This window comes from Gordonibacter sp. Marseille-P4307 (assembly GCF_900604965.1).
Classification (GTDB): Bacteria; Actinomycetota; Coriobacteriia; order Coriobacteriales; family Eggerthellaceae; genus Berryella.
This window is the reverse complement of the sequence record NZ_UWPD01000001.1, coordinates 1,563,941-1,584,039: the sequence shown is the minus strand read 5'-3', so window position 1 is coordinate 1,584,039 and position 20,099 is coordinate 1,563,941. Positions and strand designations below refer to the sequence as shown.

The 20,099-nt window shown below is 63.9% G+C and carries 20 protein-coding genes; 15 read left to right on the top strand and 5 right to left on the bottom strand.

All coding sequences use genetic code 11. From position 1 onward, the window contains the following. The first annotated feature begins 85 nt into the window (after positions 1 to 85). From EIH26_RS08555 to EIH26_RS07235, 4 genes are all read left to right on the top strand, one after another. On the top strand, positions 86 to 1,828 hold the full coding sequence (locus tag EIH26_RS08555) for an ABC transporter ATP-binding protein/permease (protein ID WP_241152829.1): 1,743 nt from the start codon (positions 86 to 88) through the stop codon (positions 1,826 to 1,828). Next, positions 1,806 to 3,464 (top strand): amino acid ABC transporter ATP-binding/permease protein, encoded by a 1,659-nt coding sequence (locus tag EIH26_RS08550; protein WP_124061538.1) that lies wholly within the window; start codon positions 1,806 to 1,808, stop codon positions 3,462 to 3,464. Before EIH26_RS08555 ends, EIH26_RS08550 begins: the two co-directional genes overlap by 23 nt. A gap of 30 nt (positions 3,465 to 3,494) precedes the next feature. Then, positions 3,495 to 3,932 carry a nitrous oxide-stimulated promoter family protein gene (locus tag EIH26_RS07240; RefSeq protein ID WP_241152808.1) on the top strand — a complete coding sequence of 146 codons (438 nt, stop codon included), beginning with the start codon at positions 3,495 to 3,497 and terminating at the stop codon, positions 3,930 to 3,932. A 141-nt stretch (positions 3,933 to 4,073) separates the two neighbouring features. Next, positions 4,074 to 5,027, top strand: a complete 954-nt coding sequence (locus EIH26_RS07235) for a magnesium transporter CorA family protein (RefSeq protein ID WP_124061537.1) — start codon at positions 4,074 to 4,076, stop codon at positions 5,025 to 5,027. Here EIH26_RS07235 and EIH26_RS07230 read toward each other — a convergent pair. The 5 genes from EIH26_RS07230 to EIH26_RS07210 are packed head-to-tail and all read right to left on the bottom strand — an operon-like array spanning position 5,024 to position 8,382. Then, positions 5,024 to 5,668, bottom strand: coding sequence for a histidine phosphatase family protein (locus EIH26_RS07230; protein ID WP_124061536.1), 645 nt, complete (start codon positions 5,666 to 5,668; stop codon positions 5,024 to 5,026). The two genes, EIH26_RS07235 and EIH26_RS07230, sit on opposite strands and share 4 nt — an antisense overlap. Beyond that, the gene (locus EIH26_RS07225) at positions 5,659 to 6,006 is read right to left on the bottom strand and encodes a cobinamide kinase (RefSeq protein WP_124061535.1); all 348 of its coding nucleotides are present in this window, start codon (positions 6,004 to 6,006) and stop codon (positions 5,659 to 5,661) included. The genes EIH26_RS07230 and EIH26_RS07225 overlap by 10 nt, the downstream gene beginning before the upstream one ends. Further along, positions 6,003 to 6,773 (bottom strand): adenosylcobinamide-GDP ribazoletransferase, encoded by a 771-nt coding sequence (locus tag EIH26_RS07220; protein WP_164471016.1) that lies wholly within the window; start codon positions 6,771 to 6,773, stop codon positions 6,003 to 6,005. Before EIH26_RS07220 ends, EIH26_RS07225 begins: the two co-directional genes overlap by 4 nt. Continuing rightward, entirely contained in the window at positions 6,770 to 7,321 is a 552-nt protein-coding gene (locus EIH26_RS07215) for a bifunctional adenosylcobinamide kinase/adenosylcobinamide-phosphate guanylyltransferase (protein WP_124061533.1), read from the bottom strand. Before EIH26_RS07215 ends, EIH26_RS07220 begins: the two co-directional genes overlap by 4 nt. Beyond that, complete coding sequence (locus EIH26_RS07210) at positions 7,315 to 8,382, bottom strand: nicotinate-nucleotide--dimethylbenzimidazole phosphoribosyltransferase (RefSeq protein ID WP_124061532.1); 1,068 nt, start codon at positions 8,380 to 8,382, stop codon at positions 7,315 to 7,317. The genes EIH26_RS07215 and EIH26_RS07210 overlap by 7 nt, the downstream gene beginning before the upstream one ends. A 147-nt stretch (positions 8,383 to 8,529) precedes the next feature. On the opposite strand from EIH26_RS07210, the gene cbiD reads away from it, so the two are divergent. The 11 genes from cbiD to cobI are packed head-to-tail and all read left to right on the top strand — an operon-like array spanning position 8,530 to position 20,086. After that, on the top strand, positions 8,530 to 10,083 hold the full coding sequence (gene cbiD / locus EIH26_RS07205) for a cobalt-precorrin-5B (C(1))-methyltransferase CbiD (RefSeq protein WP_241152807.1): 1,554 nt from the start codon (positions 8,530 to 8,532) through the stop codon (positions 10,081 to 10,083). Next, the gene (gene cobM, locus EIH26_RS07200) at positions 10,080 to 10,907 is read left to right on the top strand and encodes a precorrin-4 C(11)-methyltransferase (protein WP_124061531.1); all 828 of its coding nucleotides are present in this window, start codon (positions 10,080 to 10,082) and stop codon (positions 10,905 to 10,907) included. Before cbiD ends, cobM begins: the two co-directional genes overlap by 4 nt. Then, a complete protein-coding gene (locus EIH26_RS07195) occupies positions 10,904 to 11,956 on the top strand; it encodes a cobalt-precorrin 5A hydrolase (protein ID WP_124061530.1) in 1,053 nt (350 codons plus the stop codon). Before cobM ends, EIH26_RS07195 begins: the two co-directional genes overlap by 4 nt. Positions 11,957 to 11,981: 25 nt before the next feature. Then, the gene (gene cobJ, locus EIH26_RS07190) at positions 11,982 to 12,719 is read left to right on the top strand and encodes a precorrin-3B C(17)-methyltransferase (protein WP_124061529.1); all 738 of its coding nucleotides are present in this window, start codon (positions 11,982 to 11,984) and stop codon (positions 12,717 to 12,719) included. Next, on the top strand, positions 12,716 to 13,510 hold the full coding sequence (gene cobK, locus EIH26_RS07185) for a precorrin-6A reductase (RefSeq protein WP_124061528.1): 795 nt from the start codon (positions 12,716 to 12,718) through the stop codon (positions 13,508 to 13,510). The genes cobJ and cobK overlap by 4 nt, the downstream gene beginning before the upstream one ends. Then, on the top strand, positions 13,507 to 14,733 hold the full coding sequence (gene cbiT, locus EIH26_RS07180) for a precorrin-6Y C5,15-methyltransferase (decarboxylating) subunit CbiT (protein WP_124061527.1): 1,227 nt from the start codon (positions 13,507 to 13,509) through the stop codon (positions 14,731 to 14,733). Before cobK ends, cbiT begins: the two co-directional genes overlap by 4 nt. Further along, complete coding sequence (locus EIH26_RS07175; protein ID WP_124061526.1) at positions 14,727 to 16,109, top strand: cobyrinate a,c-diamide synthase; 1,383 nt, start codon at positions 14,727 to 14,729, stop codon at positions 16,107 to 16,109. Before cbiT ends, EIH26_RS07175 begins: the two co-directional genes overlap by 7 nt. 2 nt (positions 16,110 to 16,111) lie before the next feature. Beyond that, positions 16,112 to 17,098 carry an adenosylcobinamide-phosphate synthase CbiB gene (gene cbiB, locus EIH26_RS07170; RefSeq protein WP_124061525.1) on the top strand — a complete coding sequence of 329 codons (987 nt, stop codon included), beginning with the start codon at positions 16,112 to 16,114 and terminating at the stop codon, positions 17,096 to 17,098. A gap of 59 nt (positions 17,099 to 17,157) precedes the next feature. Next, entirely contained in the window at positions 17,158 to 18,666 is a 1,509-nt protein-coding gene (locus EIH26_RS07165; protein WP_241152806.1) for a cobyric acid synthase, read from the top strand. Then, positions 18,663 to 19,316 carry a precorrin-8X methylmutase gene (locus EIH26_RS07160; protein ID WP_124061523.1) on the top strand — a complete coding sequence of 218 codons (654 nt, stop codon included), beginning with the start codon at positions 18,663 to 18,665 and terminating at the stop codon, positions 19,314 to 19,316. The genes EIH26_RS07165 and EIH26_RS07160 overlap by 4 nt, the downstream gene beginning before the upstream one ends. Continuing rightward, positions 19,313 to 20,086: a precorrin-2 C(20)-methyltransferase gene (gene cobI, locus EIH26_RS07155; protein WP_124061522.1), complete on the top strand. Its 774-nt coding sequence runs from the start codon at positions 19,313 to 19,315 to the stop codon at positions 20,084 to 20,086. The genes EIH26_RS07160 and cobI overlap by 4 nt, the downstream gene beginning before the upstream one ends. The last annotated feature ends 13 nt before the right edge of the window (positions 20,087 to 20,099 follow it).

Here is a 20,099-nt window from a genome sequence, read left to right as displayed (position 1 = left end):
GCTAAAACGTTTATATGTCTTGCAGGTATTTCCGAGAAAGACGCGGCCTTGTCGCCGCGATGTTGTGAGCGAGGTTCGTTTCGTGATGGATCGAAGGCTTCTGTCGCTTGTTCCGCAGGCGATAGGGCATGTATGCGCAACCGTGGGATGGCAGTGGGTCGGCCTGCTGTCCAATATCGCTTTGGCCTGGGGCATCGCATCGATATTGGCCGCCTTGGCCGCAGGAGGCGACCTACCCGTCGCAACCGCCTCGGTTCTGTGCGCGGGGGCGTGCGCGGGAAAGGTTGCTGCATCGGCGTTGTCGCAGGAGTCGAGCTTCAAGGCGTCGGAGGATATCAAATTCGTGCTGCGTGAAATGATATACCGCAAGCTGCTGCGTCTGGGCCCCGCTTACTCCGAGAGCCTGACGACGGCCGAGGTGGTGCAGGTGTCGGTCGAGGGCACCGAGCAGCTCGAAACCTATTTCGGTCAGTTTCTCCCCCAGTTGCTCTATGCGCTGATCGCTCCGCTCACCCTGTTCGTCGTGCTGTTCTCGTTCAGCTGGCAGGCGTCTGCCGTGCTGTTCGCCTTCGTGCCGCTGATTCCCCTCACCATCATGATCGTCCAGCGCGTGGCCAAGCGGCTGCTGTCCCGATACTGGGATCAGTACACTCAGATGGGCGATGGGTTTCTCGAGAACCTGCAGGGTCTCACCACGCTTAAGATCTATCGGGCCGATGCCGCGCGACACCAGCGCATGAACGCTGCGGCCGAGCGCTTCCGCATCATCACCATGAAAGTGCTGCGCATGCAGCTCAATTCGATCATCGTGATGGACGTCGTCGCGCTGGGTGGCGCGGCGGTGGGCGTCGGGGTGGCCCTCTCCCAGCTGGCGTCCGGGTCGATCGATCTGTTCGCCTTCCTGTTCATCGTGCTTCTATCGGCCGAGTTCTTTCTTCCGATGCGTCTTTTAGGTTCGTTTTTCCATATCGCCATGAACGGGATGGCGGCTAGCGAGAAGATCTTTTCGCTGCTCGACCTTCCCGAACCGCCCGACAAGCCTCTTCGCTTCGAGAGGGGTGATGCGATCGAGCTGCGCGACGTGACGTTTTCCTACAAAGGGGATCGCACGGTTCTCGAAGGGGTTTCCCTCGATGTTCCCGCGGCGGGCATGACCGCGATCGTGGGTGCGTCGGGATCGGGAAAATCGACCGTCGCCCATTTGCTGGCCGGAGGATCCGATGCGTATGCGGGCGATATTCTCGTGGGCGGCAAGCAGATTCGCTCGATTTCGGCCGATAGCCTGGCCGAGCGCATCGTCGCGGTGAGGATCGGGAGCTACCTGTTCGGCGGGACGGTTCGCGCTAATCTTGCGATAGCCGGAAGAAAGGCTTCCGACGACGAGATGTGGAGCGCGCTGGAGTCGGCCGCGCTTGCCGACTACCTGCGCGCTCAGGACGGCCTCGATACCGTGATCGACGAAGGAGGGTCGAATCTCTCGGGCGGTCAGCGCCAGCGCCTGGCGGTGGCGCGCGCGCTTCTGCACGATGCCGACGTGTACGTGTTCGACGAGGCGACCAGCAATATCGACGTCGAATCCGAGGAGCGCATCATGGATGTGATGCGCGCTCTTTCTCGGGTGAAGTCCGTTGTCGTGATATCGCACCGCCTCGCCAACGTGGCGGCGGCGGATCGGATCTATGTGTTGGACGCGGGCCGCGTAGTCGGGTTCGGCGTTCACGACGAGCTTCTGGAAAGCTGCGCGCAGTACGCCGCCTTATGGAGCCATCAGCGAGATCTCGAGTCGTATCGAGGAGGTGCAGCTCATGAGGCCCATGTCGAGCTTTAAGACCGTGCGCCGGATGCTGGGGTTGGTAGACTCCATGGTGGGCGTTGTCGTACTTGCCTGCGCGCTGGGCGTGCTGGGATTTCTGTGCGCCATATTCATTCCCGTTCTGGCCGTTTACGGGGGGCTTGCCGTTTTCAACCACGAGGCGTTTCTGGGGGCGGGGGAGGTTACGGGCTGCCTGATCGCCCTGGCTGTCTTGCGCGGGGTGCTGCATTACCTCGAGCAGCTGTGCAACCACTACATCGCCTTCAAGCTGCTGGCCAGCATTCGCGACCGCGTGTTTTTAGCGCTGCGCCGGCTTGCGCCCGCCAAGCTGGCCGGGGCCGATCGCGGCAACCTGGTATCCATGATCACCTCCGATGTCGAGCTTCTCGAGGTGTTTTACGCCCATACCATCTCGCCGGTCGTCATTGCGGTCCTCACCAGTGCCATCATGGTCGGTTTCGCGGGAAGCATCCACGTGCTGTTCGCGGCGGTCGCTTTGTGCGCCTACGTGGTTGTCGGTCTGGTGGTTCCCGTATGGATCTACCGTAGCGCCGGGGATGTCGGCCTTGATATCCGCAGGGGATCGGGCGAGCTGTCCGGCTTCGTGCTGGGGAGTTTGCGTGGTTTGCGCGAAGTGCTGCAGTTTTCGGCGGGCGAGGCGCGTATCTCGGGTATGAAACGGCGGTCTGATCGGCTGCTTGGCGCTCAGCGTATCTTGCGGGGGAAAACCGGAGCGGCCCTTGCCTGCACGAATGCGCTTATCCTGATGTTCAGTCTGGGGCAGATGGCCCTGGGAGTTCGGCTGTACGGGGCGCACGCGGTGTCCGGCGCAGACGCCCTGATTGCGACGGTGGCTCTGTTCAGCTCGTTTGGACCGGTGGTGGCGCTGGCCAACCTGGGTACCACGCTGCAGGGAACCATTGCCTCCGGTCAGCGCGTCATCGGGATTTTAGAAGAGCTTCCGCTTGTCGAAGAGAGCGAAAAGGGGGTCGATATCGTGTTCGACGGGGCGTCGGTGGAAGGCGCGGGGTTCTCCTACGGAGGCGAGCGCGTGCTGCACGACGTGACCATCGACATTCCCCGCGGGCAGGTGGTAGGCATATCGGGCAGAAGCGGATCGGGAAAATCGACCCTGTGTCGCCTGCTCATGCGTTTCTGGGATGTCGATGAGGGTCGAATCGCCCTATCGGGTCGGTCGGTGCGCGATATCAAGACCTCAAGCCTGCGCGCCGCCGAGGCGTTCGTGGAGCAGGATACGCATCTGTTCCACGATTCTATCCGAGACAACCTTCTGATCGCTTGTCCCGGCGCGACCCAGGAACAAATCGAGGCCGCTTGCAAAGCCGCCTCGGTTCACGATTTCATCATGTCGCTTCCCGACGGCTACGACACGATGGTGGGAGAGCTGGGTGATACGCTTTCAGGAGGCGAGCGTCAGCGGCTGGGGCTTGCGCGCGCGTTTCTGCACGACGCGCCGTTCCTTCTGCTTGACGAGCCGACCAGCAACCTTGACTCTCTGAACGAAGCGGCCATCCTGAAGAGCATCGACGCGCAGCGCGGGAAGCGCACGGTGGCGCTGATCTCTCATCGCGCCTCGACCATGGGCGTGGCCGATCGGGTGGTGTCGATGGACGGCGGCCGTGTCAGTTAAGGGTGTGGCTGGATGCGGAAGGGGGTTGCGATGATGAGAGCGCGCCAGGGCGGCGATCGCGCGGGCGGCGAAGCGGACGGGCCTTTCGCTTGCAAGGGGTGCAGATGCGACGGCGCCGACGATGCAGCGACTGCGAAGAAGCGTCAGCGCGAACTGGATACCGTGCAGCGCATGATCGGCATCTACTGCCAGGGCCATCACGCAACCGAGCGCGGCGAGCTCTGCGCGCACTGTCGCGAGCTTTCCGACTACGTGGTGCAGCGTATCGAGCGGTGTCCGTTGACCGAATCGAAGACCTTCTGTTCGTCGTGTCCGGTTCATTGCTATCGACCCGAGATGCGCGAGCGCATTCGCGAGGTCATGCGCTATGCGGGTCCACGCATGCTGCTGGTGAACCCGGGCAAGGCTTTCGCACATGCCCTCGACACGATGCGCACCCGCCATCGGAGCGAGAAAAAGAGCGTTTGACGGGGTCGGCCCGCGCGCCCCGACCGAGGCCGCTTGTGTTCAATGGGGTCTGTGCGTCGGGATCGACGCGTCGAGGGGTATACTTCCTAATGCTGTCCCGACAATCGGCCGAGGTGGCTGCGAGCATCTAAGGAGGGGTACATGATCGAGTGCTTCAAAACCGGCCCGGAGGGAACGGTGCAGATACCCAGTCCCGTACCCGGATGCTGGATCAGCGTAGTCGCTCCCGACCAGCAGGAACGCACATGGCTGCAAGAAGAGGTGGGCATCGTTCCCGGGTTCGTGCGCTCTGCGTTCGACGAAGAGGAAAGCTCTCATACCGACTTCGACGACGAAACGCGCCAGGCGCTCATCATCATCGACTGCCCTGCGATCGAAGACGATCAGGAAAGCGACGACCCCTCGGCGGTGCAGTACGAAACCCAGCCGTTGTCGGTGCTGTTCATCCCCGATAGGGATATTATCGTTACGGTCAGTTTGCGTCGAAACGAGACCATCGAGATGTTCGCGTCGGGCCGCATGCGCAACGTGAACACCAATCAGCGCGCGCGGTTGCTCCTGCGCATGCTGCTTCATATTTCGCAGCGGTACCTGCAGTGCCTGCGCAACATCGAGCGCCAGTTCAACCGCAACGAGAAGCTTCTGCGCGAAACGCTTCAAGATGAAGAGCTGGTCAAGATGCTGGGTTTCCAGAAATCGCTGGTTTACTTCTCCACGTCGCTCAAAGCCGACGAGGCGACGCTTTTGCGCATCAAGACCCGCCACATCATCCGGTTGTACGAGGAAGACGAGGATCTGCTTGACGACGTGTTCATCGAGATTCGCCAGGCTATCGAGATGACCAGCATCTACACCAACATTCTGGAAAGTACGATGGACACGTTCGGCACGATCATCAACAACAACGTGAACCAGGTCATGCGTACGCTGACCGTGGTCACCCTGGTGTTTTCGATTCCGACGATCGTATTCAGCTTCTATGGCATGAACGTGCCCGAACTGCCGTTAGACGAGATGTGGTTCGGTCCGATCGCCGTGGCGTTCTTGCTGGTGTTCGTTGCTTTGTACATGCTGCGGCGCAAGAGGATCATCTAACGTTGGGCACCTGCGTTCCCCGGTGCCGCCCCGAAGGGGAACTCGATGTCGATCGATTCGCAAAACCCCAAGCGCAAATCGAAGTAGTCGCAGGTTCCCATCCGCTCGGCGAACCGCGCTGCCAGGGCTGTTCCCGCGTGGGCCGCTATGACGGCCTGCGTGTTGGCCCGACGGGCCGCTTCGCTTTCCACCGCGGCTAAGCCTGCTACGATGCGCTCGACGAATTCCGCACGGTTTTCCCCGTCGGGACAGCGTCCGACGCATCCGCCTTCCACCCAGGCTCTGTAATCCTCGTCCGTTGCGAGGTCGAAGCAGTTCTTTCCCTCGAACACCCCGAAGTCCATCTCGGCAAGCTGGGGCACGATCACGATGTCTGCGCACGGGAACAGGATGCGCGCGGTTTGCAGGCAGCGCAGGCGCGGGCTTGCGTAGACGACGTCCGGCTCGACTGGAAGCGCTTTTCCGGCGGCGATGGGGTCCTTTGCGGATACCCTCGCTCGATTCCAGGCTTCCCTCAGCTCGTTGGCACGGCGGCAAGCGGTTTCCAAGCCCGTTTCGCATAAGGGCTCATCGGTGGCACCGAGGTAGCGCTTCTCCAGGTTGCCTGCGGTTTGCGCATGGCGGAAGATGGTCAGGCGCATGAGGGCTCCTTGAGGACGATGGCGATGCCGCAAACCGTCTCGATGACGGTGTCGGCTCGTTCGGCCAAAAGCGCGGTACCGCGTCCGATGCGGTCTCGTTCGCAGCGCTCGTCGCGGCTGCAGGGGACGATCCCGCCGCCCACGAGGCGGCAGGCGACGGCAAAACGGCCTGCGAGCTGGTCGGCGATGAGGATCGCCTCGGCATCGGACGCATCGGCGAAAAGTCGTTCGGCGTCATCGACGACCGAGAGATCCTCCCCCTTTACGCCGTGCGTTTGCGTGAGGGAGTTCAAAAACGTGGTCTTTCCCGAAGCGGCGCCTCCTATGACGAGGATCATGCGACACCTGCCAACTGGCAAAACGCTATGCAGGTTATGCAGGCGAGCTCGCAGCGGCAAAGATGAAACCCCGCGATGTCTCCGCTCATGCCTCCGAAGCCTTTCTGGGCGAGGCGCCTGGTGCGGATGAGAAGGGCAAGCGAAGCCGCTATCGCGAGCGCCCCCGCGATGGGGGATAGCGCGACGGCCGCAAGCGCCGCCGCGGCGAACAGCGCCGCGAGCGCGGGTTTCGAGGCCGCCGAGGCGAAATCCTGCTCGAGCGCGAGCATGCCCTGCTCGGGCGAGCGGGGAAACGCAATCACCGCAAAACCGGTTGCCGCGCGGCTTACGACATAGACCAGTCCCAGAAGCGCTCCCATGCGAGCATCGAAGGCGATCTGGCTGGAGATGGCGAACAGAGCCACGAGGTAGGCTGCGACTCCTATGGCGGCGAACGCCCCGATATGGGGATCTTTCAGGATCTCGCGCTTGCGCTTCTGGTCGGCGCAGCTTGACTGCGCGTCAACGACGTCGGCGAAGCCATCGAGATGGATCCCTCCGCTGAATACGACGGGGATGAGGGTCGGCCCCAGCGCGATCAGCGCAGGCGCGGCGTGCGCATGGGCAAGCGCGACGCACCACGCACCCACCAATGCGCCCAGCGGGACGCCGACAATCGGCATGCACGCTGCGACGTAGCGCATGTTGCGGGCCTCCCAGGCGACGGTCGGGACGGGTATGCGCGAGAACAGCGAGAACGCGACGGCGAGCGATCGGAGGAAGCTCAATGGAGGCCTCCTTTGATGCGGGTTGGAATGCCGGCGCAGCACCGATGCACCTCGTCTGCCCGCGCAGCCACCATGCATCCGGCGCTTCCCAGCGCACGGAGGTAGCACTCTGTTTCTACGGAGGGCGCGGGCCCTCCCAGTCCCGACTCGATGGTGACGGCTATAAGCAGCTCGCACTGGCTTTCCAGGTGAAGCACGCCTTCGACGGCGCGTTGGGCGGCGGCGAGCGCATCCGATTCGGTCGGGCGGGCGCTTGACGCGGGCGAGAACAGTTCGTTGGCGACGAGGGTTCCCATGTCCTCGACCAAAACGACGCCCCCGCGCGCGTCGGCAGGTAGCTCTAGCGTCGATAGGTTGCGCTCTCGCTCGATCACGCGAAAGCCGCGACCGGCTCTCAGGGCGCGGTGCCGTTCGATCTTCTCTTGCGCCGCCGCCCCTTCGGGCGACATGGTTGCGAGGTAGTAGCGAGGGCCGCTTGAGCGTTCGCAGAGCCGTTCGGCAAACGCGCTCTTTCCGCTGGCCGCGCCTCCGGTTACGAGTATCAGCATAGGCGGTGGTCCTTGTAGGCTTCCATATCCAGATCGGCGAAGGTGGCTCCATGGGCGAACAGCTCCAGCGCGGCGTCGAGAAGACCCAGCAGGCAGACCGCGCCAGCCCCTTCTCCAAGGTGCATATCGGCGCAGATCGCAGGGGCGACCCCGACGCGACGTGCCAGCGCGTCGGAAAGCGCTTTGCCGGCAGGTTCGCTGGATCGATGCGAGAGGATGACCGCGTCGGCCGTTTCGGGTGCTATGAGCAGGGCGGCTAATGCGGAGGCCTGCCCGACCGCCCCGTCGACGACAACGGGTATGCGCAATCTGCGCGCTTCGATCGCGGCGCCGGCCATGGCAACGAGGTCGAACCCGCCCAGGCATCTCAGCACCCGCGCCGCCTCCCAGCTTTCGATTCCGCGCCCGATCGCAAAGCCGTTCGCCTTCAGGGCGCGCCTTACCGTTTCGGCTTTGTGCGCGAGCATGCCGTGCGGCAGACCCGCCCCCGGTCCGGTTGCCCGATCGGGGTCGAGGCCCAGCAAAGCGCAGGCCACCGCTGCTGCCGTGGTGGTGTTGCCTATCCCCATCTCTCCCAAGCACGCGATGTCGCAGCCCTGTTGCGCGATTCCGATCATGATGTCGGCTCCTGCTTTGAGCGCGCGATCGAATTGGCTTTCGGTCATGGCGGGCCCTTCGGCGATGTTTTGCGTTCCGCGCGCAACGCTGCTGGCGATGAGGGACGGGGTATCGGGAGGGTGGGCCATCCCCACATCGGCCGCGACGACGCGTGCGCGCGCGGCGCGGGCAAGCAGGCATACCGAAGAGGTTCCCGCTGCGAGGGCCCGCGCGATGACGGCGGTCGTTTCGGGGCCCGATTGGCTGACGCCTTCGGCGACCACGCCGTTGTCGGCGCACATGACGATTACGGTGCGGCTATCCAGCCGAAAGTCGGTCGTGCGCTTCAGCCGCGCGATGCGCGCAACGGTCTTTTCGAGCGTTCCGAGTCCTCCCAGGGGGTGCGCTATCGATGCCCAGCGACTGAGGGCGGCTTGGTATGCGGATGCTTCGTCGGCGGTCATGCGGCTCCTTGCGGGATCGGTTCGTATCCATGATACCAATGAGCCGCCTCGGTATGAGCGGGTCGTGGTATCGGCGGGAAATAAGGCGGATCCGCTTGGCGCTTGTTATGATGGAAGCGTAGGTTGCAGTCGCATCGAAGGGGTTTCGTGGCGGGACGCGTGGGAAAAGAAAACGGCGGGGCTTTCGCTTCGCGGGCGGATTCCGCTTCGTCGGCCTATCCGTTCTTCTCGCATACGGCGTGTCCGTACTTTCCCTGCCACAAGGGTCTGGCACCCGAGAACTTCAACTGCCTGTTCTGTTACTGTCCGCTCTACGCGCTGGGAGATGCGTGCGGCGGCCGTTTCAGGTACAACGACAAGGGCGTGAAGGTGTGCACCGACTGCTTCTTGCCCCATGTGCGTGACGAGGGAACGCGCATGGTATACGACCGGTTCTCCGAGCTGAAGGATCTCGCTCGTCCCAGCGCCGTCTCGATGTCCGAGGAATCGGCGTCGAAAGGAGCGTCTGCGGTGTGGGAACACTATATCGAGGTGGGTCAGAAGCGCTTGCGCTGTGGCTATACGACGGGAACCTGTGCCGCTGCCGCGACTCGCGCAGCTGCCGAAGCCCTGTTCGCAGGTGCGTTCCCCGTCGCCGTCACCATCGAGGTTCCCGCCGGGTTCGATATACGCGTCGAGGTGGAGTGCGCGGAGGCGGGCCTGGGATGGGCGCGCTGCGCGGTGAGGAAGTTTTCGGGAGACGATCCCGATGCGACCGACGGAGCGCTGGTGTTCGCCTGCGTGACGCGCACCGAGGCTTCGGGCGTTGCAGTGGACGGAGGGGAGGGGGTGGGCCGCGTCACGCGTCCCGGTCTCGACCAGCCGGTCGGGGCGGCGGCCATCAACCGGGTTCCCCGCGAGATGATTGCCCGAGAAGCGCTTGCCGCGCAGCGTGCGGCCGGTGCAAACGGGGGCATTTCCGTAACCGTGTCGGTTCCCGAAGGGGAGCGCATCGCCCGCAAGACCTTCAACCCCCGTTTGGGAATCGAGGGCGGGATCTCGATTTTGGGGACGACGGGCGTGGTGAGGCCCATGAGCGAAGAGGCGCTGATCGCATCGATTCAGCTGGAGATGAGGATGCGCCGCGCCGCCGGTAGACGCGGCCTCCTTCTGGTTCCCGGTAACTACGGTCGCGATTTTACTCACGGCGATTTGGGGATAGATTTTTCGGAGTGTGTCCAGTGCTCGAACTACCTGGGCGCAGCGCTCGATTACGCGGTGCAGGCGGGGTTCGAATCCATCCTGCTGGTGGGTCATGCGGGCAAGCTGGTGAAGCTTGCGGCGGGTGCCATGAACACGCATTCGAGGTGCGTGGACGGACGCGGGGAAGTGCTTGCCGCCCATGCGGCGCGCCTCGGGGCGTCTTCCGATGCCGTTGCGCGGATCATGGACTGCGTTACGGTTGACGAGGCGATCGGGATCCTCGATGAACAGGGGATTCGGTCGGAGGTTATGGCGTCTATTGCCCAGCGTATGACGTATCACCTGCGCAAGCGGGTTGGATCGCGCGTTCGTGCGGAGTTGGTGTTCTTCTCGTCGGCTTACGGCTCGCTTGGAGAATCGGACGGTGCGCGGAACCTGGCGCGCACGGCGTTTCCGCATCCGGATGCCGACGAGGAGCTCGACGCGTGCGACGATGCCGCGGGAAAGGACGGAGCATGATTCGTTTCGTGGGCGCGGGCCCGGGCGCGGTCGATCTGGTGACGGTGCGCGGGGCAAGGCTTCTTGCCCAGGCTGATCTGGTTATCTATGCGGGTTCCCTGGTCAATCCCGAGTTGTTGGAGCTAACGAGTCCGACGTGTTCCATCATGGATTCGGCGTCCATGACTCTGGAAGAGGTTGTCGGGGCTATGGAGGACGCCGAGGCGAAAGGGTGGTCGACGGTGCGGTTGCACACGGGAGATCCCGCGCTGTACGGGGCCATTCGCGAACAGATGGACGAGCTCGATAGGAGAGGGATCTCCTACGACGTGACGCCGGGCGTCTCGTCGCTGTTCGGAGCCGCAGCCGCCTTGGGGGCCGAGTTCACGCTTCCGGGGGTTTCCCAGTCGCTCGTCGTTACGCGCGCCGAGGGGCGCACGCCGGTGCCTGCGGGAGAATCGCTCGCCTCGATGGCGAAGCACGGGTGCACCCTGGCCCTGTTCCTTTCAACGGGTCTGCTTTCAAAGGTCGAGGCCGATTTGAAGGAGGGCGGTGTGGACGCTTCGACGCCGGCCGCCATCGTTTACAAGGCGACGTGGCCCGATCAGCGCGTCTTTCGCTGTACCGCGGGCACGCTTGCGAAAACCGCGCGTGACGCCGGTATCTCTAAAACGGCTCTGGTGCTGGTAGGGCGCTTTTTGGGAAGCGAATACGATCGATCGCTTCTGTATCATCCCGGGTTCTCCCACGGGTTCCGCTTGGCTGGAGAAGGTTCGCGCGCTGCGTCGGATCAGGCATCCGGATCCGCCGCTTTGCGTCATACGCCCGAGATGGGCGCCTCATGAGGAAGATCGCGTTTGCAGGGTTCACGCGCGTGGGGTGCGATCTGGCCCGCCTTCTTGCCCGTACGGTCGAATCACGCGGTTTCGCAGACGAGGCGTCGGTGTCCGGCCCTGCTCGTCTCTCCCGCGATGCGGGCGTGGAGCCGTTCGAATCTTTGGCCGCGTGGACGAAAGAGAACTTCGCCGCCTGCGATGCGCTGGTGTTCGTGTCGGCGTGCGGCATCGCGGTCCGCGCGATCGCCCCGCTTGTTTCGGACAAGCTGACCGATCCTGCGGTAGTCACGCTTGACGAACGGGGGGCGTTTTGCGTTCCGCTTCTGTCGGGTCACGTGGGCGGCGCCAACGATCTTGCTCGTTTCTTGGCGTGCGAGACGGGGGGTTGCGCCGTGGTATCGACGGCAACCGATGTGAACGGCGTGTTCGCAATCGATGAATGGGCGGTTCGGGAAGGATTCTCCATTATCGAGCGCGTGCGGGCCAAAGAGGTGGCGGCTGCGCTGCTGGAGGGAGAGCCGGTCGGCTTTTCGTCGGTCTTCCCGCTTGCGGGTGTTTTGCCCGCAGGGTTCGTCGCCGTCTCCGAGGGGGCTTGCGCCGTTGGGGACGTGGGCGTGCGCCTGGATTGGCGCACAGGGGATCGGCCGTTTCCCCGTACGCTTCACCTGGTTCCGCGCTGCATCACGTTGGGTGTGGGATGCAGACGGGGCGTTTCCTTCGACGTGTTGCGGAATGAGGTGGAACGGGCCTTGCGGAAAGTCGGCTGTCCACAGGCGGCTCTGGCCGGGATCGCCACCATCGACGTGAAGCGCGACGAGCCCGCCATTCGCGACTTGGCGGCGCGCTGGGCGTTGGATATCTCCTATTTCAGCTCTGACGAGCTGAATTCGGTGCCCGGAGCGTTTTCGTCGTCGGATTTCGTCAAGTGCAGCGTCGGTGTGGGCAACGTGTGCGAACGTGCGGCGACGGCACGGGGAGAGTCCCTGGTGCTTGCGAAGCAGGCCGACCGGGGCTGTACGGTCGCGCTGGGCCTGAAGCGCGTGACGGCGACGTTTTAGCGTTCGTTTCAAAGGAGTTCTCGCTATGGCTTTGCATATCGTCGGTATAGGACCGGGATCCGGGCTGGATATGACCGAACGCGCCCGCATGGCGCTTTCGGCAAGCGACCTCATCGTCGGCTACACGGTGTACGTCGATCTCATTCGCGATCGGTTTCCCGAAAAAGAGCTGATGAGCACTCCCATGCGTTCGGAGGTCGATCGCTGTCGCATCGCGCTTGCCCAGGCGGCGACGGGTCGGGAGGTTGCCATGGTGTGTTCGGGCGACCCGGGCGTCTACGGAATGGCGGGTCTGTGCTTCGAGCTGGCCGAGGACTTCGATCCCATGGATATCGAGGTGGTGGCGGGCGTGACGGCCGCCGTTGCCGGAGCTGCCGTTTTGGGAGCGCCGCTCATGCATGATTTCGCGGTTGTGTCGCTTTCCGATCTGCTCACGCCGTGGGATGCTATCGCCGCGCGTCTCGACGCGGCTTCGCGCGCCGATTTCGCACTGTGCCTGTACAATCCCTCGTCGCGCAAGCGATCCGATTACCTGCGCCGAGCATGCGATATCCTGCTCGAGTCGAAGAGCCCCGCTACCGTGTGCGGCTACGTGCGCAACATCGCGCGCCCGGGGCAAGACGCGCAGGTGCTCGCGCTGGCGGAGCTGCGCGACAAGCCGGTCGATATGTTCACCACCGTGTTCGTGGGAAACGCGCAGACGCGCCGAATCGGGGACCGCATGGTCACGCCGCGCGGATACGAAACGGGGTGCGGTCGATGAGGATCCTGGTGTTCGCCGGAACAACCGAGGGAAGGCAGCTGGTCGAGCGCTATGCGGATGCGCCCGGCGTCGAGCTTGCGGTTAGCTGCGCGACCGAGTACGGAGCTTCGCTTCTACCCGAGGCCGGAAACGTCGCGGTGCTTTGCTCCCGGTTGAATGCGGCGGACATGACTCGCCTTATAAGGGGTTTTGCTCCCGACATCTCCGATGGTTCGTTCGATTTGGTTGTGGACTGTACGCATCCGTACGCCGTCGAGGCGACGGCCAACATCAAAGCGGCTGCGGAGGCGGCGGGCGTGGCGTATGTGCGGGTGGAACGCGAGGACGTGCGATCCGATTCGCAGACAACGGTTCCTTCGGCGCAGGTCGCTGCCGACATGGTGAATCGAATGGAGGGAAACGTGCTGTTGACGACGGGGACCAAGGACCTCGGCGTTTATGCGCAGCGTATCGAGGGGTTTTCCGAGCGCGTGTGGGCGCGCGTGCTTCCCGTGGCCGAATCGGTGTCCGCCGCACGCGAGGCCGGATTGCCCGTGTGCCGCACCATTGCCGTCCAGGGTCCGTTTTCGCAGCAGCTTAACGAGGCGTTTCTGCGCGAGTACGACATTGCGGTCGTGGTTACCAAGGCCGCTGGTGCAAGCGGGGGGTTTCAGGAAAAGATCGATGCGGCGAAGCGCTGCGGTGCCGTCTGCGTGGTGGTGAGCCGTCCGCCCGATGGCGGGGGCATCGCGCTGCTCGATGCGTTTTCCCATATCGATGGGCTGATCGAGGAGAAGGGGAAGTTGGTATGAGGGTCTGCATCGTCGGGGCCGGCCTGGGCGATCGCGACACGCTCACCGTCGCCGGTCTGCGCGCGCTCAGCGAGAGCGATCTGGTTATCGGAGCGAAGCGTCTCCTGGGTCTTGTGGCGCCCGATTCGGCTGCGCGTTGCGCGGCACTGACCGGTACGGCTCGTATAGCCGAAGAGGTCGAAGCGGCTGCGAAGGGCGGACGGGTATCGACGGTGACGGTCTTGATGTCGGGCGACGTCGGATTCTACAGCGGTGCGCGCCTGCTTTCCGCGCGGCTGGCGCATGTCGAAGGGTGCGACGTCGAGCTGATCGCGGGCGTGTCATCGGTTCAGGTCTTTTGCGGAAAGCTGGGCGTGTCGTGGCACGACGCCCACCTTGTGTCTGCCCACGGCCGCGCCTGCAACGCTTCGGGCGCGGTAAGGACCCATGGGAAGACCTTCTTTCTGACCGGGGGGGATCTGCGCGTGCAGGATCTGTGCGCGTCTCTGGTCGAATCCGGGCTGGCGGATGTGACGGTGCATGCGGGTGAGAACCTCGGTGCGAACGACGAGCGCATCGTATCCGGTCCTGCGCATCGGGTGGCTCAAGAGCTCTTCGGAGACCTGGCGGTCATGCTGGCCGTCAACGAGCACCCGCTCTCCCGCCCGTTCGGAGCCCCGTGCATATCCGATGACGACTTCGAGCGCGGCGAGGTTCCCATGACCAAGGAGGAAGTGCGTGCGCTTGCCGTGTCCAAGCTGCGCATTGCGCCCGACGCGACGGTGTGGGACGTGGGGGCGGGAACGGGATCGGTCTCTGTCGAATGCGCGCTGGCCGCACCCGAAGGTCGAGTGTTCGCCGTCGAGCGAAACCACGAGGCCTGCAAGCTGGTAAAGCGCAATGCCGCTCGGTTCGGGGCATCCAACGTGTTCGTGGTCGGCGGGGACGCGCCCGAGGTTTTGGAGGGTCTGCCCGCACCCGACTGCGTGTTCGTCGGCGGATCGACCGGCCGCATAGCTTCGATCGTCGATGCGGTGCTGGATGCGAATCCGCAGGCGCGCATCGTGGTATCGGCCATCGTGCTCGAAACGCTGTCGGGAACCCTCGATTCGTTTCGCGCGCGGGGGATCGAAGTCGAGGTGGTCAGCGTGTCGATCGCCCGCGCCCGCCGCACGGGGTCTTCCCATATGATGATGGCGAACAATCCGGTGTACCTGGTTTCAGCCGGAGGTGGCCCGTGCTAGCCCGCATTCCGCGCCTCATGGTGGCGGCAACCGGATCAAACGTAGGTAAAACTTCTTTGACCTGCGGGATCATTCGGGCTCTTCAGCGCCGCGGACTGAAGGTGGCCGCCTTCAAAAACGGCCCCGATTACGTCGATCCGCTGTTCTTCGAACGGGTGACGGGTGCGCCTGCCCGCAATCTCGACCTGTTCTTGCTGGGCGAGCACGGTGTTCGCGCATCGCTGGCCCGCAACGCATGCGGGTGCGACATCGCCGTTATCGAGGGAGCGATGGGTTATTACGACGGAATCGCCGCAAGCGACGAGGCGTCGTCATGGAGCCTGGCGGCGGCAACTCAGACGCCGACGCTGCTGGTGATAGACGGAAGGGGTCGCGCTCTGTCTGCGGCCGCCGAAGTGCGGGGGTTTCTGGAGCTGCGCACGCCGTCCAACATTGCGGGCGTGATTGCGAACCGGTGTTCGGATGCATTCTTTCCCCGCATGAAGCAGCTGATAGAAGAGGAGTGCGGCGTGGCGGTTGCGGGTTATCTGCCGCCGCTTGCCGACGTCGGCTTCGATAGCCGCCATCTGGGCTTGGTGCCTGCATCCGAAATCGCCGGCATCGACGGGAAGATCGACCGGCTGGCCGATGCGGTGGAGGCTTCCTTGGATATGGAGGCGCTGATCGCCCTTGCGCAGGATGCGCCCGCGATCGATGCCGACGCGCAGGCCCTTCGCTTCGGCAACGGGGGGTTCGGGGAGCTGGCGGTTGCCGTGGCACACGACGAGGCGTTCTGCTTCTACTACGCCGACGCTCTGTTCGAACTCGAGCAGCGGGGGTGCACGATCAGGCGGTTTTCGCCCCTGTCCGATTCGGCGCTGCCGAAAGGGGTGTCGGGACTGTATCTGGGCGGGGGGTATCCCGAGCTGCACGCCGCGCAGCTGGAGGCGAACGCTTCGATGCGCCGCAGCGTGCGCAAGGCCGTCGAAGCGGGAATGCCCGCTATCGCCGAGTGCGGCGGATTCATATATCTGCATACGTTCATCGAAGATTCGCAGAGCAACCGGTTTTCCGGGGTGGGCGTCATCGAGGGAACCGCGTTTCCCACGGGGCGTTTGGGGCGCTTCGGGTACGTGACCCTGCGTCCTCGCAGCGACTCCATGCTGTTCAGAGAGGGGGAGGCGGTTCGTGCGCACGAGTTTCACTACTGGGACAGCGACTGCGCGGGTGCCGATCTGACGGCGCTCAAGCCCCGCAGCGATCGCTTCTGGGAATGCGGCCATGCGACGCCTACCATGTACGCAGGTTTTCCCCACGTGAACCTGTGCTCCGATGCGCGGTTGGCGGATCGCTTCGTCGCCGCGTGCGCGCGGTATGCCAAGGGGGTCGGGGTCTAGCCATGGCGCTTCATATCGTCGCCCTGCTGATCGGAGCGGTGCTCGATCTGCTGTTCGGGGATCCTCACGGGTTCGTGCATCCGGTTCGATGGATGGGTTCGTTCATCGAGTGGTTCCAGGGACTGCTTGGGAGCGTCGGTCTGATCGGCGCGGGTTCGCGCCGCGAGCGTGCAGCGGGGTTTTTCCTGGTTGCGGCCGCGCTTTCCCTGTTCGGAGGAGGATGCGCGCTCATCGGGGCTGCGGCGGGCGCGGTGGCGTGGCAGCTGCAGCTGGCCTTCGAATCGATCATCTGCTACTACTGCCTGGCCGCGCGCTCTTTGTTCGACGAGTCCATGCGCGTGCTGTACGCGCTGCGGGAGGGCGGCATCGAAGACGCGCGCCATGCCGTGTCGATGATCGTCGGGCGCGACACGTCTTCGCTCGATCGGGCGGGCGTGTGCCGGGCGGCGGTCGAGACCGTGGCCGAAAACGCGTGTGACGGCGTGATTGCTCCCTTGTTCTATCTGGCCTTCTTCGGTCCGGTAGGGGGGGTGTGCTATAAAGTTGCCAACACCCTCGATTCGATGGTGGGGTACAGGAACGAACGGTTTGCAGACTTCGGGTTCGCCGCAGCCAAGCTCGATGATGCGGCCAGCTTTCTTCCCGCTCGGATCACCGGTGCTCTGATGTGCGCAGCGGCCTGTCTGCCGGGGTTCGACGCCCTGCGGGCGTGGCGCGTGTTCAGACGCGATCGGCTTCGCCATGCGTCGCCGAACAGCGCTCATGGCGAGTCTGCGTGCGCCGGGGCCCTCGGCGTGCGTTTGGCGGGCGATGCGGTGTATGCGGGCGTGCGGGTCGAAAAGCCCTTCATCGGCGACGATGTTCGTGCGATCGAGCCGGCCGACATCCGCCGTGCGAACGTGTTGATGCTTGCCGCGTCGGCGCTTGCGCTCGCTTTGTTCGCTGCCGCCGCCCAAGCTCTGCATATGCTGGGATGTTGTTCGTTCTAGCCGTGCGCTGCGGTACCATGGGCATAAGAACGCATGTCCGAGAGGAGGGGACCGCTGCCGTGACTGCGCGGGCGATTATGATCCAAGGCACTATGTCGGGTGTGGGCAAGAGCCTGCTCGTGGCCGGTCTGTGCCGGATATTCGCGCAAGACGGGTACCGCGTGGCTCCTTTCAAATCCCAGAACATGGCGTTGAATTCGGCTATCTGCGCCGATGGGTCCGAGATGGGCCGAGCGCAGGCGATGCAGGCCGAAGCCGCCGGGATCGAGCCCGTTTCGGCGATGAACCCCGTTTTGCTGAAACCGACGAGCGATACGGGCTCTCAGGTCATTGTGAGGGGCCGTCCTATCGGCACTATGGCGGCCCGGGAGTATTTCGCTTACAAGCGCAGCCTGGTTCCCGTCATCATGGAGTGCTATCGCGACCTGGCAAGCCGGTTCGATGTGATCGTGATCGAAGGTGCGGGAAGTCCCGCCGAGATCAACTTGAAGTCGGACGACATTGTGAACATGGGTATGGCGAAACGAGCGGAAGCGCCGGTCGTTTTGGTGGGAGACATCGATAGGGGCGGCGTGTTCGCCCAGCTGGCAGGCACAATGATGCTGCTCGATGACGACGAGCGCGCGTTGGTGAAAGCAACGGTGGTCAACAAGTTCCGAGGGGACCCCGCCATTCTGGCCCCTGGTCTCGACCAGCTCAGATTGCTCACGGGCGTTCCGGTGGCCGGCGTGGTTCCGTATGTGGATGTGGATATCGACGAAGAGGACAGCCAGTCGGAGCGTATCGGTCGCCGGCGTGTGGATTCCCTTATCGACGTGGCTGTCGTCAGGCTTCCCCATCTGTCGAACTACACCGATTTCTCGGCTCTGGATGCCATCGAGGGCGTGGGCGTGCGGTACGTGCGCGTCCCGCGCGATCTGGGCTCTCCCGATCTGCTGATCGTTCCGGGAACCAAAAGCACGCTGGCCGATCTTCGGTGGATGCGCGAAAGCGGGATGGAGGTGCTGGTAAAGCGCCTGGCGGCAAGCGGAGTACCCGTTATCGGCATCTGCGGAGGCTACCAGATGCTTGGTCGCGCGGTGTCCGATCCCAAAGGCGTCGAGGGTGCAGGTTCGCTTGCGGGTCTGGGGTTGCTTCCGGTGAGCACATGCTTTTCGGAGGAGAAGCGGCAGGTGCGCGTCGAGGGGCGGGTGAGCGCGGTTTCGGGAATCGCCGCCGGCGCGACGGGAGCGCCTCTCGAAGGCTACGAGATCCACATGGGCGAGACCGCGTTGGAGGATGCCGAGGCCGAGGCGTTCTGCACCGTGCGCTCTTCGGCAGGAGAGCGCTACGACGGGTGCGTGGTGGGCAACGTGTGCGGAACCTACCTGCACGGCCTGTTCGACTCTCCCGCGTTTACCGAGCGCTTCGTGCGCGGGTTGTTCGAGGCCAAGGGGCTGTCCGCCGATGTGGTGCGGGCGTTCGATATGGGAGCGTACCGAACAAGGCACTACGATAGGCTGGCGGCTGCGGTGCGCGGTGCACTTGACATGGATATGATGAGGCGAGTTTTGGAGGAGGGCGTATGAGTGCGCTGAATAGGCTGGTCAGCATAGATCCGGCCGATATCGAGCGCCGCAGCTTCGAGATAATCGGGCGCGAGTTGGAGGGCGAGCCGATCGATCCGGAAAACGAACCGGTCGTGAAGCGCTGCATCCATACGACGGCCGATTTCGATTATGCGGACAGCCTCGCGTTCTCTTCGCACGCAACATCGATTGGCGCCGATGCTTTGAAGAGGGGCGCTTCGATCGTCACGGATACTTCTATGGCTGCTTCCGGCGTGAATAAGCGCGTGCTTTCCCGATTCGGCGGCGAGGTGCTGAACTTCATAGCCGATCCGCAGGTAGCGGCTGAGGCACGTGAGCGGGGGCTGACGCGTTCGGCGGTGAGCATGGAGTTCGCCGCGCGCCTGTCCCGGCCTTTCGTTTTCGCGATCGGCAACGCTCCGACGGCGCTTACGAGTCTCTACGAGCTGATCGAGGCGGGTCGGCTGGTCCGTCCCCACCTCATCATCGGGGTGCCGGTGGGATTCGTGAACGTGGTTGAGTCAAAGGAGCTGATCATGGAGCTCGACGTGCCCTACATCGTGGCGCGCGGCAGGAAAGGCGGCAGCAACGTTGCCGCCGCCATCTGCAACGCGCTGCTCTATATCGCATCGGGGGACGAGCGGGAATGACGGATCCGACGCGGTCTCGCGCGGCTGCGGGAAAAGACGGCGGCGATCGAATCGGCATCGACTTGCCGCCTGCGCGCGGAAAGGGCGTGCTGTACGGCGTGAGCGTGGGACCGGGAGATCCGGAGCTGATAACGCTTAAGGCCGTGCGCGTCATAGGGCAGTGCCCGATCGTGGCCGTTCCCGATATCGGAAACGGCCGTCGGACCGCGTTTTCCATCGTGTCCGACCTCCTTGGCTCCAAGCGCGTTCTCGATTGCAGCACGCCGATGGCTCGCGATCGCACGCGCGCGGAGGCGTCATACGATCGCATCGCCGATGACGTATGCGCCGCGCTCGATCGGGGCGAATCGGTGGCGTACGTGACCTTGGGAGACGCAAGCGTGTATTCGACGTTTTCCTATATTCGCGATCGGGTTGCGGCACGCGGGTACGAAACCGAAGTCGTTCCCGGCGTCACCTCGTTTTGCGCGAGCGCGGCGAAGTTGGGCGTGTCGCTGTGCGACGGAGCCGAGAGCCTGGTTGTCGAACCGGGTTCCGCCCTGTGCGAGGGGCGCAGCGGCTTCTCGGGTGCGACACGCGTGTACCTTAAATCGGGGAGTCGCTTGGCGAAGTTGCGCGACGACCTTGCCGAGCGAGGCGAGTTGGACGACGCGTCCATGGTGAGCGATTGCGGGCTTCCCACCGAAGCGGTGCACCTCCGTTTCGCCGACGCCGATCTGTCGGAGGGCGTTTCGTACTTCAGCACCGTTATAGTGAAGCATCGCAGGTGAAGGCGGGGTTGAA